At 68.5% G+C, this 17236-nt stretch carries 10 protein-coding genes; all 10 read right to left on the bottom strand.

All coding sequences use genetic code 11. The annotated features are described in order from the left end of the window. The coding region (locus H7U20_RS22210) for a DUF2164 domain-containing protein (RefSeq protein WP_199761327.1) at positions 1–271 on the bottom strand (271 nt) is incomplete at its 3' end. A gap of 68 nt (positions 272–339) precedes the next feature. Continuing rightward, on the bottom strand, positions 340–1320 hold the full coding sequence (locus tag H7U20_RS22205; protein WP_199761326.1) for a TauD/TfdA family dioxygenase: 981 nt from the start codon (positions 1318–1320) through the stop codon (positions 340–342). A gap of 101 nt (positions 1321–1421) precedes the next feature. Continuing rightward, positions 1422–2819 (bottom strand): acyltransferase family protein, encoded by a 1398-nt coding sequence (locus tag H7U20_RS22200; RefSeq protein ID WP_199761325.1) that lies wholly within the window; start codon positions 2817–2819, stop codon positions 1422–1424. Further along, complete coding sequence (locus H7U20_RS22195) at positions 2816–3325, bottom strand: hotdog fold thioesterase (protein ID WP_199761324.1); 510 nt, start codon at positions 3323–3325, stop codon at positions 2816–2818. Before H7U20_RS22195 ends, H7U20_RS22200 begins: the two co-directional genes overlap by 4 nt. Then, on the bottom strand, positions 3322–4140 hold the full coding sequence (gene pabC / locus H7U20_RS22190) for an aminodeoxychorismate lyase (RefSeq protein ID WP_199761323.1): 819 nt from the start codon (positions 4138–4140) through the stop codon (positions 3322–3324). The genes H7U20_RS22195 and pabC overlap by 4 nt, the downstream gene beginning before the upstream one ends. 13 nt (positions 4141–4153) lie before the next feature. Continuing rightward, positions 4154–7018: an amino acid adenylation domain-containing protein gene (locus tag H7U20_RS22185; protein ID WP_199761322.1), complete on the bottom strand. Its 2865-nt coding sequence runs from the start codon at positions 7016–7018 to the stop codon at positions 4154–4156. Between the two features lie 70 nt (positions 7019–7088). Continuing rightward, entirely contained in the window at positions 7089–12977 is a 5889-nt protein-coding gene (locus H7U20_RS22180) for a non-ribosomal peptide synthetase (protein WP_199761321.1), read from the bottom strand. Positions 12978–13026: 49 nt separating this feature from the next. Then, positions 13027–14064: a class I SAM-dependent methyltransferase gene (locus H7U20_RS22175; RefSeq protein WP_199761320.1), complete on the bottom strand. Its 1038-nt coding sequence runs from the start codon at positions 14062–14064 to the stop codon at positions 13027–13029. After that, positions 14061–14921 (bottom strand): thioesterase II family protein, encoded by an 861-nt coding sequence (locus H7U20_RS22170; protein WP_199761319.1) that lies wholly within the window; start codon positions 14919–14921, stop codon positions 14061–14063. Before H7U20_RS22170 ends, H7U20_RS22175 begins: the two co-directional genes overlap by 4 nt. Then, positions 14918–17044, bottom strand: a complete 2127-nt coding sequence (gene pabB, locus H7U20_RS22165; RefSeq protein WP_199761318.1) for an aminodeoxychorismate synthase component I — start codon at positions 17042–17044, stop codon at positions 14918–14920. The genes H7U20_RS22170 and pabB overlap by 4 nt, the downstream gene beginning before the upstream one ends. Positions 17045–17236: the final 192 nt, after the last annotated feature.

The raw sequence follows: 17236 nt of genomic DNA, 5'->3' as shown, positions 1-17236 counted from the left end.
AGCGCGTCTTGCGCGCCGGGGTGCGCTTGCGCCAGTATTGAAATTCGTCCTCGTGCATCTCGATGTCCACTTCCATCACCTGGGTTTGCAGGCGTTCCTGGACGTCGCGTACCGCCTGGTTGTAGATCAGCGGGCCGATTTCCTCGAGGATGTAGGCGAGCAGCGAGCTTGCCCCCAGGTTGCCCAGCTCCTCGCTCATGTATTCGGCGCAATAGCGCTGGAGCGAGGCGATCGTTTCCTCGCGCTGGGCTTTTTCTATCGTAATGGCCATCTTGTTTCTATTCTCCGTAACAGTGTAGGCAGGGGACCGGCGGCTCCCGCGCCGCCGCCCCATGGATTCTAGCCGAGCGCCGCCGCGAGCGCCGTCGCCGTCGCCGCCGGCTTGACGGCGCCGTAAGGCTCGGCCATGCACACCAGCACCTTGCGCGCGCCCTCGTAGGGGTCGCGCCCGTGCGAGACCAGCATATTGTCGATCAGCAGGACATCATCCTTGCGCCAGTCGAAACGGCATTTGTTGTCGTCGAAGGCGGCGCGCACATGGGCCAGCATGTCGGCCGGGATCGGCGTGCCGTCGCCGAAATAGGCGTGGCGCGGCAAGCCCTCTTCCTTGAACGTGGCCAGCATCATTTCCTGCGCGGGCGCGTCGAGCGCGCTGACGTGGAACAGGTGGGCCTGGTTGAACCAGACTTCGTCGCCGCTCACCGGATGGGTGGCGAAGGCCTGGCAGACCTGGCTGGTGCGCAATACCTCGCCTATCCATTCCCAGTGTATGCCCTGGCTGCGGCAATATGCCTCGACCACCTCGCGGCGCCCGCTGCCGAACACTTCCTGCCAAGGCAGGTCGACCCCGGCGCGGTAATTGCGCACATACCGCACCTGCTTGCTGCGGAACAGTGCGCGCACCTCGGGCGCGATGGCCGCCGTCACCTTGCGCATGTCGGCCAGCGGCGTGCAGCCGCCGCTGCTGGCCGGTTCGACACAATGGAACAGCAATTTCATCGGCCAACTGGTCTGGTAGGCGTTTTCGCAATGCTGCGGGATCGACAGCTGCCTGGGGTATTCGGTGGCGGTGTAGATATGCTGGCCCAGCTCGGTGCGCGGGGTCGAACGGTAGGTATAACCCAGGCGTTCGCTGAAAAACCCACCGGCCATGGTTTCCAGGCCGGCGCGGTGGGAAAAGCCGCGAAACAGCAGCGCCGTGGCGGCGTACAGGCGCTGGTCGAGGCTGGCGCCGTGGCGTTCAGTCCAATCCTCGATCAGCATGCCGCTGTATTCGGGTTCGATAATTTGCGGGCAAGTCGCCGGCATCTGCATTTGCATTGCGGTCTCCGGTGGAGTGGGGTTGTGAGTTGCGTTGGCCAGGTTGGCGGGGCGCCGTCAATCGGCCGTCGATGGGTCGTCGATCGGCCCTCAATGGGCCCTCAATGGGCCGCCTGGGACAGTTCCTGGCCGGCCGGCGCGCCCGCCGCCAGATGTGCCCCTTGCAGGCGCGCGCGCAGGTTCATGCCCGGCCGTTCCACCAGCAGGTAGGCCGCCACGCTCAGCGCCACCGTGGCCAGGGCGATGAGCGGCAGGGCGCCGCCGACCAGCTCGGCCAGGGTCAGTCCCGGCTGGCGCCGTGCCACGGCTTGGTAGGCGATGTGGACGATCAGCAGGTTGAACAGGTACATCGAATAAGACAGCTGGGCGATGCTGTAAAACACCCGCGCGCCGAGGAAGGCGTTGACCGCGCGCGCCAGCCCGCCGCCGCCGTAGAGGCAGGCCAGGATCAGGTTGGCCAGCGCGGCGCCGAACACCAGTTGCTGCAGCAGGGTCTGGTACACGGCGGCGAACGCGCTGTTGCCCGGCACCAGGAAAGGGAAGAGGAAATTCCACACCAGCAGGGCCAGCGAAGCGCCCAGCAGGACGGCGCTGCGCCAGCCGGGCCGGTAGAAGCGGCGCAGCGCGTCGCCGCGGAACACGGTCAGGGCGGCGGCCCCCACACCGGCCAGCAGCGGAAAATACTTGGTGTACAGATTGTCGAACATGACATCGGTCTCGACGCCGAACAGGCAGTACAGCTTGGGCGATGAAAATGCCATCAGCGGGTCCATGCTGACCTGCTTGAGCTGCTCCGGTGTAAAGCCGCACTGGCTGCCGAACAGGCTGACGCTATGGATGCGCGCGATCACGCGCGCGGCCAGGTACAGCAGCACCAGCAGGGCAAACGCGAGGCGTGGACGATGGCGCAGGCGGGTCTTGAAAAACAGCAGCAGCAAGCCGGGAAACAGCAGATAGAACTGCTCCTCGACGGCCAGCGACCAGCTGTGGCTCATGGCCCCGAACTGCTGTTCGGGAGGGAAGAAATTGTTGATATACAGGAGGTTTTTCCAGAGTTGGTCGAGGTTGGCGCGAAGCGCGATCGGCCCGATCTGTTCGACCTGCTGGCCGCCCAGCCACACCGCCAGTGCGGTCGCGCCGAGCGCCACCCAGTACAGCGGCATCAGCCGCAGCACCCGGCGCATGAAAAAGCGGCGCAGGTCCAGCTTGCCCGAGCGGGCGTATTCGCCCAGCAGGATCTGGCCGATCAGGAAGCCGCTGATGACGAAAAACATGTCGACGCCGAGGAAGCCTTGCACCGGCCACTTCAGCCATAGGGGCAGGGCGGCGAACTGCGCCGCCGCGTCCGGGATGAAAAATTGGCTGGAGAAGATCAGGTGCGACGCCACCACGATGAGTACGGCGATCGCCCTGATCCCGTCCACCGCGCCCTGGTGGCCGGCGGGGCGGTGCAGCAAGGCGTTCAGGTTGGCGCGCAGCGAAAAGACGGAGTGGCTCATGAGTGGTTTTCCTGGGTGGATGGGGCGTCGGGCGCGGCCGCCGCGCCGGCGGACAAAGGCTGGCCGGGCAGCACCAGCATGGTCAGGCGTGCCGCGCATACGTTGCGCTGGTGCTGGTCGGTGATGCGTATTTCCCACACCTGGGTCAGGCCGCCCAGGTGCACCGGGCGTGCCACGCACTTGATCGTGCCGGACGCCACCGGACGCAGGTGGTTGGCATTGACCTCCAGCCCGACGCAGCGGGCCTGCGGCGGCAGGCACATGGTGGCGGCCATGCTGCCGGTGGTTTCGGCCAGCACCACCGAGGCGCCGCCGTGCAGGATGCCGAACGGCTGGTGGCTGCGGGCGTCGACCGGCATGCTGGCCTTCAGGTAGTCGGCGCCGATCTCGATGATGCGGATCCCCAGCAGCGCCTGGATGGTGTTGGCGGACATCTGGTTGAGCGCATCCAGGCTCAGCTCGCGCTGCCAGATGCGCGTTCCCGCCTCAACCGCAATGCCGCTCATGCCAGCGCATCCTGGTGGCACAGCTGCTCGCGCAACTGGCGCGCCACCGGGCCGCGCGGGATGTCGCGCCCGTCAATACTGCGCACCGGCACCACGCCGCCGAGGACGTTGGTGACGAACACCTCGTCGGCGTCGAGCAGCTCGTGCGGCGCCACCGCGCGCACCTCCAGCGCCAGGCCGAGCGTGCGGCAGGCCGCCATGACCTCGCCACGCAGGATGCCGCAGACCCCGCATTGGCTCAGGTCGGGCGTGAGCACGCGGCCGCGCTGGACCAGGAACAGGTTGCTCAGCACGCCTTCAATCACCGAGCCCTGCTGGTCCAGCATCACGCCGTCCTGGACCTGTTCGCCGAGTTCGGCGCGGGCCAGCACCTGGTGCAGCCGGTTCAAGTGTTTCATGCCGGCCAGCAGGCGGTCATGCGGCAGGCGCGTGTGGCAGGTCATCAGTGCGATGCCGTCGCGGTAACGCGCCGGATCGGGCGACGGCGCCGCCGCGATGGTCAGGATCCAGTTGGGCGCCACGGCCGCCGGGCAGGCATAGCCGCGCGCGCTGCTGCCGCGCGTGACGATCAGCTTGGCCACGGCGCGCGGCAGCGCCGCGTCGGCGATCGCCGCATGCAGCTCGGCGCGGATCTCCGGCAGCGCGATGGCCAGGCGGGCGCAGCCGGCGCGCAGGCGCTCCCAGTGCAGCTCGAAGCGCTGGGCGGCGCCGTCCAGGCACAGGATGGTCTCGAACAGGCCGTCGCCGTACTGCAGGCCACGGTCGGCCACCGGCAGCAGATGGCCGGCCTGGCCATTGATGAAACTCAGTTCCATGGCTGCTCCCCGTTCATGCCGCCGGCGCCGCCGCTTGCAGCTGCTCGGCCAGGGCGCTGATGGTCGGCTGCGCCGAAAAGGCTTCGATGCTGACCGTCTTGCCGAATTGCGCGTCGAGCTTGTAGAGCAGCATGAGCGCCGGCAGCGAGTTGCCGCCCATCGCGAAGAAATTGTCGTGCACGCCGGCGCGCTCGATCTGCAGCACGCCGGTCCAGATGGCGGCGATCTGCGCCTCGATCTCGTTGCGCGGCGCGACCGCCTGGCTCACCGCGCTGGACTGTTCCGGGGTCGGCTTGGGCAAGGCCTGGCGATTGACCTTGCCGTTCGGGGTCAGCGGCATTTTGTCGAGCTGAACGTAGTAGGCCGGCTGCATGTAGGCCGGCACGCTGCGGCCGACATAGTCGCGCAGGGCGCTCGGCGCGATCTCGCTCGGCGCGACGTAATACGCCACCAGCTGGTTTTCCTCGTTGCCGGCATCGAGCGTGTAGCCGATGTCTTGCATGATGGCGTTGACGCGCGCCTCGTCGATGTCGGTGGAGTCGTCCAGCTCGCGCATGGCGTCTTCGCGGCTGATGTGGCCGACGCGCACGTCCCAGCTGTAGGGCAGGGAATAGTTGTGGTAGCGCCGCTCGTGGTTGTGGACGTAGATGCCGACGTCGTTGATCAGGCAATTGGTCGAGCGGCCGGTGTCGCTGGGGCGGCTCCAGCCCACCCTTTGTTCGATATACGCGTACATGTCGTGGCGCTGCACGTTGCAGTAGCGGTAGAAATCGATGAAGCGCACCTGTTCGATCACCCCGTCGCGGGTCACGCAACTGGTGTCGAGCAGGCGCGCGACGGCGTCGTCGATGCGGTGGTAGATCTTGCGCGCATCGATCAGGTTGCGCTCGAATTTCACCGGATCGAAGGTCTTCTCGCGAAACAGCTCGGTCAGGCGGGTCTCGAACAGCTGGCCCTTGGACAGTCCCATCACGATGTCGTCGACGCCGACCTCCTGCGCCAGCTGGATCGCCATGGTGTAGATGGTCTTGAAGCAGCCGTTGCAGACATTGCTGTGGCGCTTCAGGCTGTCGGTGAAAATCGCATTCATGTGCGCCGTCGACAGGTAGCGGTGGTCGATCCCCAGGCGCGCCACCACCCGGTCGATATTCGCCTTGGCCTGCTCCGAGATGTAGCCGTTGTCCAAGGTGAAGGCGAGCACCCGCGCGCCCATGTCGATGACCTTGCACAGCGCGTAGGTGCTGTCCTTGCCGCCGCTGAGCGCGACGATGCAGTCGTAGCGCGGATGGGCGCGGGCGCGCAGGCCGTCGATGATCGCTTGCAGCTGCTCCATGTCGCCGAAATAGCTGTCGATCACCTCCTTGTACTGGTTGAAGGCGGCGCAGTGGTTGCAGCGCAGGTCGGCGTCGAAGCTGGTGTTCGGATAGGTCGAGGCGATCCCGCACTGGCTGCAGAACTGGGTGGGCGCGGCCTCGCGCCGGCCGCGTCCGGCATGGGTGGTGTCGACGCTGCACTCGGCGATGCCGGGATAGGCCAGCAGCACGCTTTCCAGCTCGCCCGGCTCGATCCGGTAGCCGCGCAGCTTGATCTGGAAGTCCTTGCGGCCCAGGAAATGCAGCCGGCCCTGGCTATTGATCTGGCCCAGGTCGCCGCTGGCATACAGGCGCGCGCCGGGCTCGCCGGGATGGGCGATGAAATGGCGCGCGGTCATCTCGTCCTGGTTGCGGTAGCCCAGCGCCAGGCCGGCGCCGCCGATGTGGATTTCGCCGCTTTCGCCTTGCTTGACCGGGCGGCGCTGCTCGTCGAGCAGCACGATGTCGGTGTTGGCGATGGGGCCGCCTATCGGTACCGAGCCCTGCAGGTCGCTGGCCGGATCGTAGCGGTAAATCATGCAGCCGACCACGGTTTCGGTGGGGCCGTACTCGTTATAGATGCGCACGTTGCCATGCAGCCGCTTGTGGGTCGCCAGCGCGACCTCGGTGCGCAGATCCTCGCCGCCGACGATCAGGGTCTTCAGGCGCGAGCCGGCCAGCGGCAGCGTGTTCAGCAGGGCCAGGTGCGACGGCGTCAGCTTCAACAGGTCGACCCGGTTGTCTTCGATCACCCGGTACAGCGCCGGCACGTCGTCGCCGCCGTCGGCGTACACGTGCACCGTCAGGCCGGCGATCAGCGGCACGAAGATGGAGGTGATGGTCAGGTCGAACGACAGCGAGGAATACAGCGCCACGGCGCCGATGTCGGGGGTGAGGTAGTGCGACTTGGCCCACCAGATATAGTTGACCAGGCCGCTGTGCGGCACCATCACCCCCTTCGGCACTCCGGTCGAGCCCGAGGTGTAGATGCAATACGCCTCTTGTTGAGGGGCCACCGCCAAGTCGAGGTTGGCGCCGTCGCCGCGATAGATCCGCGCGTCCCGCACATCGATGCGCTGCAGCGGGGCCAGGGCCGGCTGCGCCTGCGCCGGGCAGCTGTCGTCGACCAGCACGTGGCCGACCGCGCTGTCGGACAGCATGTAGGCGATGCGCTGCGGCGGCAGGCCGGCGTCGATCGGCACATAGGCCGCGCCCGCCTTGAGCACGGCCAGCAGCGCCACCAGGCAGTCGGGCGTGCGCGCCAGCAGCAGCGCCACCGCGCCGCCGCGTTCGACGCCGGCCTCGATCAAGTGGCGCGCCAGCTGGTTGGCGCGCGCATTCAGTTCGGCATAGCTGAGCGTTTGCGCGCCGAACACGGCGGCGACGGCGTCGGGCGTGCGCGCCACCTGCCGTTCAACCAGCTGGTGCGCGCCGAGTTCGGACGGGTAGGCCAGCGCGTGGCTGGGCAGCAGCGTGGCGGCGTCGGCGGGCCTGCGTGGCGGCATTGCGATGGGGCTGAATGTCATGTCCTGTGCTTTCGAAAAATTGCGCTGGCGCGCGGAAATTGGGCTGAGGTTTGCTGTGCTGCGGTTCGGTTCATGCGCATGGCTCCGGCGCGTCGCCGGCGAGGCTGGCGTGGCGCGCCATGTCGCTGGCAATCTGTTCGCCCAGTGCCAGCGCATGCGCGCCGGCCAGCATCGAATAGTGGTCGCCCGCCGCCGCGCGCCGCCGTGCCGGGGCGATCGCCAGCTCGGTCGCGGCAGCTGCGCCGACCTGGTACAGCACGCGGTTGCGCGCGTCCGCCGCCGCCGGCCGCCAGCCGGCCAGCAGCTCCAGCGCGGCGCGGGTCGCTTGCAGCCGGGCCTGCAGTTGAGGCAGCGTGCGCGCATCGAGGCGCACGTCCAGGTGTTCGGCCAGCGCGCGCAAGGATTCGCCGCATTGCGCCGGTTCGAACGCCTGCTCGTCCCAGCCCTGCGCTTCCAGCCAGGCGAGCACCTGGTCCATTTCGGCCCGCTCCAGGTTGCGTTGGCGCAGCCCCCCCAGCAGGTTCATCGCGGCGACCGCTGCGAGCCGTCCCGCCTCCAGCGCGGCGGCCGGAATGAGCTGGGTGTCGAGCAGCCCGAGGTAGTCCACCGTGGCGCCGCGCCGTTCCAGTTCGGCGCCCAGGGCAAGCGCGATCAGGCCGCCCGAGGACCAGCCCAGCAGGCGGTAGGGGCCGCTGGGCTGGCAGCGCTGGACGGTGTCGGCGTGATGCACCGCCAGCGCCTCCAGGCTGGCGTGGCGCGCGCCCTCGTCGACGCCGAGGCCGAACACGCTGGCCGAGGCGCTCAAGGCGCGCGCCAGCTCGCGGTAGTGGAATACCTGTCCGCCCAGCGGCGCGACGCAGAACAGCGGCGCCGTGCCGGCGCCCTGGGCCAGCGGTACGGCGGCGGCCTGCCGGCCGGCCGCGTGCTGCCCGCCGCCGTGCGCCATGGCGGCGTCCAGCGCGGCGGCGTAGGCGCCCAGAAGGGGGGCCTCGAACAGGGTCGCGACCGCCAGTTCGACGCCGAACTGGCTGCGCACGCGGGTGGCCATTTGGCTGGCCAGCAGCGAGTGGCCGCCCAGGTCGAAGAAATTGTCGTCGACGGAAATCGGCGCCGCTCCCGCTCCGCCCTGCACCAATAGCTCGCTCCACAAGTCGGCCAGCGCCAGCTCGGTGTCGCTCTGCGGCGCCTGGTAGCCGGCCTGGGAGGCGCGCGCGCCCGCCGCCTGCTGGCTGTGGGGCGCGGGAAGGCTCAGACGATCGAGCTTGCCGTTCTGTAGGCGCGGCAGCTCGGGCAGGATGGTGAGCAGGGTCGGCACCATATAGGTCGGCAAGCGCTCGCCCAGGTAGTGGCGCAGCGCCGGCCCGTCGAGCTGCTGGCCGGCATGGGGCGCCAGGTAGGCCGCCAGCTGGAGTTGTCCGGACGGCGAGGGCCAGCCGGTCACCGCTGCCTCGCGCACCATGGGGTGGGCCAGGGCGGCCAGTTCGACCTGGCGCAGGTCGACCCGGTAGCCACGTATCTTGACTTCGCTGTCGCGCCGTCCCATGCATTCGAGCGCGCCATCGCTGAGCAGCCGCGCCAAGTCGCCGGTGCGATACAGGCGGCTGCCGGCGGGGCCGTAGGGGTTGGCGACGAAGCGCTCGGCGCTCAGGCCGGGTTGCCCGGCGTAGCCGCGCGCGCAGCTCGGGCTCTCCACATACAGCTCGCCGGTGGCGCCCGGCGGCACGCAGCGCATGGTCTCGTCGAGCAGCAGCACCCGGCTGCCGGCGATCGGCCGGCCGATCGGCACGAAGCCGCTGTGCCCGAGCGCCGCGCCGGGGTCGCTGTAGCTGATGTCATTGAGTTCGGTGCAGCCGTAGTTGTACCAGAGCTTTGCCTGCGGCATCAGCCGGGCCAGCCTGGCCAGCAGCTCGGCCGGCAAGGGTTCCATGGCGACGATCAACTGGCGCAGGAGCGGCAGGCGGGCGCCGCTCGCCGCCATGTGCGACAGCAGGGCATCGAGTTGCGACGGCAAGGTGTAGAAACGCGTCACGGCGCCGGCCGCAAGCGCCCGCGCCAGCGCCGCACTGTCGCGCACCGTGGCGTCGTCGATGAAGTACTGCGGCACGCCGGCCAGCAGGGCGCCGAACATTTCCTTGACCGAAACGGCAAACGCGCTGGCGGTTTTTTGCGCCACCACATCGTGCGCCTCGAACGGGATGCGTTGGGCCAGGGCCGGCAACCAGGTCAGCAATTGGCGCTGCGGTACCATCACGCCCTTGGGCACGCCGGTCGAGCCCGAGGTGTACATCACGTAGGCCAGCTGGTCGGGGTTGGCCGGACGGGCCGGATTGGTGTCGGGCCGCTGTGCCAGCGCGGTCTGGTCGAGGACCAGCAGGGCGGCGGCGCCGATCTCGGGCGCGTCCCCGGCGGCGGCGGTCAGCACCAGCAGCGGCCGGGCATCGGCCACGATCTGGCGCAGGTAGCCGTCCGGCTGGTGCGGTTCGAGCGGCACATAGCAGCCGCCCGCCTTGAGCACGGCGAGCATGGCGACCAGCAGGTCGGCGCCGCGCGCCAGATGCAGGCCGACCCGGGTCTCGTGGCCGACGGCATGTTCGATGAGCAGATGCGCGAGCTGGTTGGCGCGCCGGTTCAGGGTTTGGTAGTCGAGCCGGGTATCGGTGCCGGCGCCGGCGCAGGCCGGGGCCTGCGGCGTGGCGGCCGCGCGCCGTTCGAACTGCGCCACGATGCCGAGCTCCTGCCCAAGCCCGGCCAGCGCCGGCTCGGGCTGCGGCGGCAGGCCCGGCGCAAGCTGGTCGAGCGGCATATCGGGCGCATCGAGCATGGCCGCCAGCACGCGCTGGTGCTGTGCCACCAGGGTGGCGACGGTGCTGGCGTCGAAGAGTTCGCTGGCATATTCTGCGCTCAGTTCCAGGCTGGCGCCGTCGCCGGTGAATTGCAGATCGAGTTCGCTGGCCGTGCTGCGCGCGCCGAAGCGCACCTCGCCGGCGCGCTGGTCCTGGCCGTTGCCGTCGAGGTTCGCCAGCGGGAAGTTCTGGTGGCGCAGCATCAGCGGGACCAGGGGGATCTGGCTGCTGTCGCGCTGCTTCTGCAGGGCGCCGACGACTTGTTCGAACGGCAGGTCCTGGTGTTCGAAGCCCTCCAGCACCCGGGCGCGGGTGCGCGCGAAGATGGTGGCGGCGCTCGGGTTGCCCGACAGGTCGATGCGCAGCGCCAGGATATTGACGAAACAGCCGATCAGCGGCTCCAGTTCGACATGGCTGCGCCCGGCCACGGTGGTGCCCACGCACAGGTCGTCGCGGCGGGTGTACTGGTGCAGCACCACGGCGAAGCTGGCCAGCAGCGTGATGAACAGGGTCGATTGCTGCGACTGGCTCAGCTCTGCCGCGCGGGCGCTCAGTGCCGCCGGATAGCGGCAGTGGTGCACGGCGGCGCGCCATGCGCGCTTGGGCGGACGCGGGAAGTCGTAGGGCAGGGCCAGCCCGTCTTCGTAGTCGCGCAAGGTCGCGGTCCAGTAGGCCAGTTGGGCGCCGAGGTCCCGGCCGCGCTGCCACACGGCGTAGTCGGCGTACTGCACCGCCAGCGCGGGAAGCTGCGCCGCCGTGCCGCCGGCCGCTGCGGCCTGGCATGCCTGCAGGTCGCGAAACAGGATGCCGATCGACCAGCCGTCCGCCACGATGTGGTGCATATTGACGAGCACGACATGGTGCTCGGGCGCCAGTCGCAGCAGGCTGACTTTGAGCAGCGGGCCGGCCGCCAAGTCGAACGGGGCGGCGGCATGCTGCGCCGCCAGCTCCTCGACCGCGTCGGCGTCACAGGCCAGCAGCGGCACTTGCAGCGTCAGGTCGGGAGCGATCAGTTGCCGTGGGATGCCATCGGGCCCGGCCACGAAACGGGTGCGCAGCACGGCGTGGCGCGCCACCAGGGCGTTGAGCCCGGCCGCCATGTCGTCGGCGTCGAAGGCGCCGTGCAGATGGTAGGAGAACGCCAGGTTGTAGCTGGAGCGCTGTTCCGGCATGTGCTGGTGCACGAACCACAGCCGCTCCTGGGCGTACGACAGCGGCGCGTTGTCGGCGTGGGTGGCGACGATGGCGCCCACGCCGGCCGGCGTGTTGGCCGCCAGCGCCAGGTCGACCGCGCGGGCGAAGTCTTCCAGCACCGGCGATTCGAACAGGGTGTTGATCGGCAGTTCGACCGCGAAGCGCTGGCGCATGCGCGAAAACAGCTGGGTCGCCAGCAGCGAGTGGCCGCCCAGGTTGAAGAAATTGTCGCGCAGCCCCACCTGCGGCGGCGCCAGGCCGGCCTGGCCCAGCACTTCGCTCCAGATCGCGGCCAGGACGATTTCGGTCGCGCTGCTCGGCGCGCAAAAAACGGCGCCGCTGTCGCCAAAGTCCGGCGGCGGCAGGGCCTGGCTATCGAGCTTGCCGTTGGGTAGGCGCGGCAGCGCCGCCAGCACCTGGAACAGGCCGGGCACCATGTAGGTCGGCAGCGCCGCCGCGTAGTAGTTGCGCAGCGCCTCGATATCCAGCGTGCGGCCCGGCTGCGGCGCCAGGTAGGCCAGCAACTGCGGGCTGTCCGAACCGGGTGGCCAGCCGGTGACGCTGGCCTCGGCCACGTCCGGATGCGCGGTACTCACCTTTTCGATCTGGCGCAGATCGACCCGGTAGCCGCGGATCTTGACTTCCTGGTCGCGCCGGCCGAGGAATTCGAGCGCTCCGTTGTCGAGCCAGCGTCCGTGGTCGCCGGTCTTGTAGAGGCGCGAGCCGGGCGCGCCATGCGGATTGGCCAGGAAGCGCTGGGCGCTCAGTGCGGGCTGGTTCAGATAGCCGCGCGCCATGCCGGGATGGTCGACGTAGAGCTCGCCCATCACGCCCACCGGCAGCGGCCGCAAGGCGCTGTCGAGCACCAGCACGCGGGTGGCGGCGATCGGCTGGCCGATCGGCACGAAGCCGCTGCTGCCGAGCGGCGCGCCGGGATCGTGGTAGGTCATGTCGTTGAGCTCGGTGCAACCATAGATGTACCAGGCCCGGCTCCAGGGCAGTTGCGCCTGCAACTGGGCGAGCAGCTCCACCGGGCAGGGTTCGATCGAGATGAACAGGCAGCGCAGCGCCGGCAGCGCCAGCTGTTGGCTGGCGGCGTAGGCCAGGATGGCGCTGAGCTGGGAGGGAAAGGTGTACAGCCGGGTGACGCGCTGGGCGGCCAGCAGCCGCACCAGGGCCGGCACGTCCTTGACCACGTCCTCGCCGATGAACAGCTGCGGCACGCCGGCCAGCAGGCCGGCGAACAGCTCCTTGACCGAGATGGCGAAGGCGCTTGAGGTTTTTTGCGCGACCAGTTCGTCCGCCTCGAACGGCACGCGGCGGTGCAGCGCATGCAGCCAGTCGAGCAGTTGCCGGTGCGGCACCATGACGCCCTTGGGCAGGCCGGTCGAGCCGGAGGTGTACATGATGTAGGCCAGCTGGTCCGGTTGCGGTGCGCCCGCGGGCGTGCTGCCGGGCGCCGCGGCGATGGCCGGGTCGTCCAGCGCCAGCACCGGGCTGCCGTCGCTCCACTGCGCCGCCAGGGCCGGGTCGGCCAGTATCAGGCGCGGGCGGGCGTCGGCCACGATCTGGCGCAGGTACGCGGCCGGATAATGCGGATCGAGCGGCACATAGCAGCCGCCGGCCTTGAGCACCGCCAGCAGCGCGACCAGCATGGCCGGCGCACGCTCGGCGTGCACGGCGACCGGCACGTCGGCGCCGACGCCGCGCGCGCGCAGCACATGGGCGAGCTGGTTGGCGCGTTCGTTGAGGGCGCGATAGCTCAGCTGGGTGTGCGCATCGCGGCAGGCCAGGGCCTCGGGCAGGCGCGCGGCCACCTGGTCAAACAGGGTCGCCACGTCGGCGCCGGCGGAGGCCGGCGTGGCTGGTGCCGCCACCGTGGGCGCGGCGGCTGCGGCGAGCGAAAAGTTGGACAGTTTCATGGGACCTTGACGAAAAATGGGGACATGGGCGGGGGCGGGGCGGCGGCGCTCAGCGCGGCGGCCGGGTCTTGTACGAGACCACGACTTTTTCCATGGCCGGCGGGATGGGCTTGAGTTCCACGTGTTCGTAGCCGGCCGCCCCGAACATGCGTTGCATGTCCGAGAAGCTGTACACCTCGCCCAGTGGCGTGGTGCCCAGCATCATCATGCTGAAGGTGGCGGCGAGCGGCGGCGAGATGCGGTCTTCGTTGGCAATGAATTCGAAGGTGTAGACGCGGCCGTCGGGTTTTAGCGCGGCATGCGCCTTGCGCAGAATCAGCGCGCAGCCGGCTTCATCGAAATGGTGCAGGAAATTGGTCAGCAGGATGACGTCGTAGCCTTCGCCGTAGTCGACCTCGAACGCGCTGCCGGGCAGCCAGCGGGCGCGCTCGCCCAGCTCGGCGTGGCTGGCGTTTTCCCGCGCCACGTCGAGCACATTGTCCCAGTCCAGGAAGGTGATCTCGGCCAGCGGGTTGCGGCGCGCCACGGCGATGCCGAACAGGCCGTGGCCGGCCGCGACGTCGAGCACCCGCAACGGCCTGGCGGGCGGCTGGTCGACCAGTTCGGCCAACAGCATCGACGGCAGCGACATCATCGGCGCCATCGAGCGGGCGAACTGGACCCACTGCGGATGGTCGGCGGCCAGCACGCCGTCCCGCTGCAGGCCGATCTCGCCGGTGCGCACCACCGAGCTCAGGTCGGTGAAGGCGTTCATGATGTAGGGCGAGAGCAGGAAATCGATGCTGCCGCCCAGGTAGCCGGGCGACTTGCGGTTCAGGTACATGACCATTTCGCGCGTCATGAATGGCACCTCGCCGTTCATCTTGAGAAAACCGATGGCCGCCAGGAAGCGGCAGAGGATGCGCACGCCGCGCTCCGAGGCGTGGCAGGCGTCGGCGATGGCGGGGATCGGCAAACCCTGCTCGCCGATCACGTCGAAGATGCCCAGTTCCAAAGCGGCCTTGACGGCGGCGCTGCGGTAGTAGGCGTTGACCGTGTTGTAGAACAGGTCGAACGAAAAGGCGGGCACTGTGCTTGGTTGGTTCATGTGGTCAGTGATGAAATGGGGCAGGCATGGATGGGGCCGGCGTGGCCGGCTGCGCCGCCGCCGGAAGGAATGGGCGAGGCCAGCAGCGCGCGCAGTTCGCCGCCGACGACTTCGAGCACCGCGTCGCGGTTCGATTGCAGGTAGAAATGGCCGCCGTCGATCGCTTGCAGCCGCACCGGTCCGCTGAACAGCTCGGACCAGGGCCGGCTATGGGGGGCGTCCGCCAGCGCGTCCTGCGTTCCATACAGCACACTGGCGGCGCAGGGCAGGCGCGGCCCCGGGGTGAAGCGGTAGTCTTCGCCCAGGGTGAAATCGGCGCGCAGCCTTGGCAGCAGAAAATCGACCAGCGCCCGGTCGTCGAGAATGTCGCGCGGGGTGGCGCCGAGCTCGGCGATCGCGGCGACGAAGTCGTCCCGTTCGAGCCTGCCGATGGCGCGCCGGGTGCGCGGCAACTGCGGCGCGTGGCGCGCCGAGACGAAGTGGTGCCGGTGGCGTGCGGTTTGCGCGCCGTCCAGCCGGCGCGCCAGCTCGTAGCTGATCAGGGCGCCGTTGCTGTGGCCGAAAAAAACAAAGGGCAGATCGAGCAGCGGGGTCAGGGCGGCATGCAGGCGCCGCACCAAGGTCGCGCAGTCGCTGATGGGGGCGTCGGCGTGCATGCCGCGCCCCGGATACTGGACGCCGACCACCTCGACCTGCTCCGGCAGGCCGGCCGCCCAGTCGCGGTAAAGGTTGGCGTCGCCCCCGGCGTAAGGAAAGCAGAACAGGCGCAGGCGCGGCTGCGCTCCCGGATGGCCGAAGCGCAGCGCCCACGGGCTCTGGTAGCGACTCGTCGGAGGGGCTGGTGGCGGGCGGATCATAGGCGCATCGTGTTGCCGGCGAGCCGGTAGAGCAGTCGGCGCTCGCTGCTGCTGACGTAATGCCAGATCGGCCGCAGGATCGATTCGGCCTTGAGCAGCACCTCGTCGAATTCGGCCTGCGGATCGGACAGGTAGGTGATGGCGCCGCCGGCGCCGAACTGCACGCTGGTGCCGTCGTAGGACAGGCTGCGGATGGCGATGTTGAGGTCGGCCACCCGGTTGTAGCCGAGGTAGCCGATGGTGCCGCAGTAGACGCCGCGCGGCGCCAGTTCGAGCTGGTCGATGATGTCCAGGGTGCGCTGCTTGGGCGCCCCGCTGATCGAGCCGCCGGGGAAGATCGCCCGCAGCAGGTCGACCAAGGTGCAGGAGGCCTTGAGCCGGGCGTCGACCGTGCTGACCATCTGGTGCATGGTGCGGTAGCTTTCAATGCCCATCAGCTTGGAGACCACCACGCTGCCCGGCACGGCGACCCGGCCCAGGTCATTGCGCATGAGATCGACGATCATCAGGTTTTCCGCGCGGTCCTTTTCCGAGGCCGCCAGCTTGGCCGCGTTGCTCCGGTCGATGGCGGCGTCGTCCGAGCGCGGACAGGTGCCCTTGATCGGCTTGGTCTGCACCACGCCGTCGCGCTCGACCTTCAGGAAGCGCTCCGGCGAGGTACTCAGAACGCTGTAGTCGCGGCTCTTGATGAAGGCGCCGAACGGCGCGGCGTTCTCGCGCCGCATCAGCAGATACAGCTTGACCGGATCGAGCGCCAGCTCGAAAGAGAAATGGTTGGTCAGGCAGATTTCGTAGGATTCCCCGGCGACGATCTTTTCCTTGCAGCGGGCGATCGCCGCGATGTATTGGTCGCGGTTGAAATCGATGTCGATGTCCAGGGCGTCGAGCCCCAGGTGCGCCGGGGTTGCGGCGCCCGCGCCCGCGCCGGCGACGGCGACGGCCAGGCGTGCCTCGGTGTCATCCATCCAGGTTTGGAGCGCGCCGGGATGGGCCGGATCGTCGATGCCCAACAACCAGGCGGCGCCGCTGACATGGTCGAAGGCGATGAAGCGTTCGGCGCGCATCCATATGGCGTCGGGCAGCAGGTTGGTCTTGGTGACGGTTTGGCCGAAGACGGCGCGCATCTCGTACGTCATGAAGCCGACATAGCCGCCGCGAAATTCAAACGGCAGTTCGGTGTCGGCCTCGACCTTGGTCGCTTCGAGATATTGATCCAAGGTGGCGATGAAGTCCTCGCCCGCGCCGGGCCCCTTGTCCGGGCTGCCGTTGCGGTAGGTGAGCACTTGCTCCTTGTTGACCGCGCCCATGAAGGAATAGCGCGACATGCCATCGATGACGTTCTGGCTGTCGAGCCAGAAGCAATGCTCCTGTTCGGCGTACAGCTTGAGGAACACCGCTTCGGCGTCGGCCAGCCGGTCGATTTTCCTGCTGAGCAGGCGTTTGCGCGTCACGGCAAGCGCTTGGCCGGCCGTCTCGGCATGCGGCGCCAGGCCGCGCGCGCCGACCATCGTCCGCGGCGCCGGCACGGCCACGCCGGCGTGGCGATAGGCCAGGTTGCGGAAGTTGGACATGAGCTGGATGCCATGTTCGCTCAGAATCGATTCCGGATGAAACTGCACGCCCCATTTCGGATGGCGCGTATGCTCCAGCGCCATGACCAGGCCGCAGTCCAGCTGCGCTGTCACACGCAGGCTGGGCGGCACCGATTCCCGCGCCACGCACAGCGAGTGATAGCGCACCGCCTCGAAGCCGGCCGGTATGCCCTCGAACAGCGCGCCGCCGTGGTGGCGGATGGTCGACGTGCGGCCGTGATACGGCACCGGCGCGGCTTCGATGCGCGCCCCGTAAATGTGCGCCAGGCCCTGCATGCCAAGGCACACCCCCAGCACCGGAATATCGTTCTGCTCCAGCGCGTGGCGCGAGACCTGGAAATCGCCGTGGTTGACCACCGAGCCTGGACCAGGTGAGATGATGATGCTGCCAAACTCCTGCAGCGAGCAGATTTCATCCCAGGTGTACTGGTCGTTGTAAATCACGAGCGGCTCCTCACCGTAGATCTGCGAAACGTAGTCAGCCAGATTCCAGGTGAATGAGTCGTAGTTGTCGATGATGAGACAGCGCATATGCGAGTTCCTGTGAGTTCAGCAGAGCGGACCGGCCCGAGGCCGGCACTTGCTAGGTTTGCCCAGCCGTGTTGGCGCGGTGTTTGGACCGGCCCACATCGGCACGCCAGAGAAGTCTGCGCTGATTCGATCGCCGTCGCCAGATGGCAAAAGTCACTTAACAAAAGTCACTTAACTTAGGTCATGCGCGGG

The sequence above is a fragment of the Rugamonas violacea genome (genome assembly GCF_016461825.1).
Classification (GTDB): Bacteria; Pseudomonadota; Gammaproteobacteria; order Burkholderiales; family Burkholderiaceae_D; genus Rugamonas.
Note: the sequence above shows the minus strand (reverse complement) of the source record. Positions and strands in the feature narration are given on the sequence as shown.

Excerpts from the sequence above, each read along its gene's own strand:
- H7U20_RS22205 (WP_199761326.1), bottom strand. The coding sequence starts at position 1,320 with ATGCAAATGCAGATGCCGGCGACTTGCCCGCAAATTATCGAACCCGAA.
- H7U20_RS22200 (WP_199761325.1), bottom strand. The coding sequence starts at position 2,819 with ATGAGCCACTCCGTCTTTTCGCTGCGCGCCAACCTGAACGCCTTGCTG.
- H7U20_RS22195 (WP_199761324.1), bottom strand. The coding sequence starts at position 3,325 with ATGAGCGGCATTGCGGTTGAGGCGGGAACGCGCATCTGGCAGCGCGAG.
- pabC (WP_199761323.1), bottom strand. The coding sequence starts at position 4,140 with ATGGAACTGAGTTTCATCAATGGCCAGGCCGGCCATCTGCTGCCGGTG.
- H7U20_RS22185 (WP_199761322.1), bottom strand. The coding sequence starts at position 7,018 with ATGACATTCAGCCCCATCGCAATGCCGCCACGCAGGCCCGCCGACGCC.
- H7U20_RS22180 (WP_199761321.1), bottom strand. The coding sequence starts at position 12,977 with ATGAAACTGTCCAACTTTTCGCTCGCCGCAGCCGCCGCGCCCACGGTG.
- H7U20_RS22175 (WP_199761320.1), bottom strand. The coding sequence starts at position 14,064 with ATGAACCAACCAAGCACAGTGCCCGCCTTTTCGTTCGACCTGTTCTAC.
- H7U20_RS22170 (WP_199761319.1), bottom strand. The coding sequence starts at position 14,921 with ATGATCCGCCCGCCACCAGCCCCTCCGACGAGTCGCTACCAGAGCCCG.
- pabB (WP_199761318.1), bottom strand. The coding sequence starts at position 17,044 with ATGCGCTGTCTCATCATCGACAACTACGACTCATTCACCTGGAATCTG.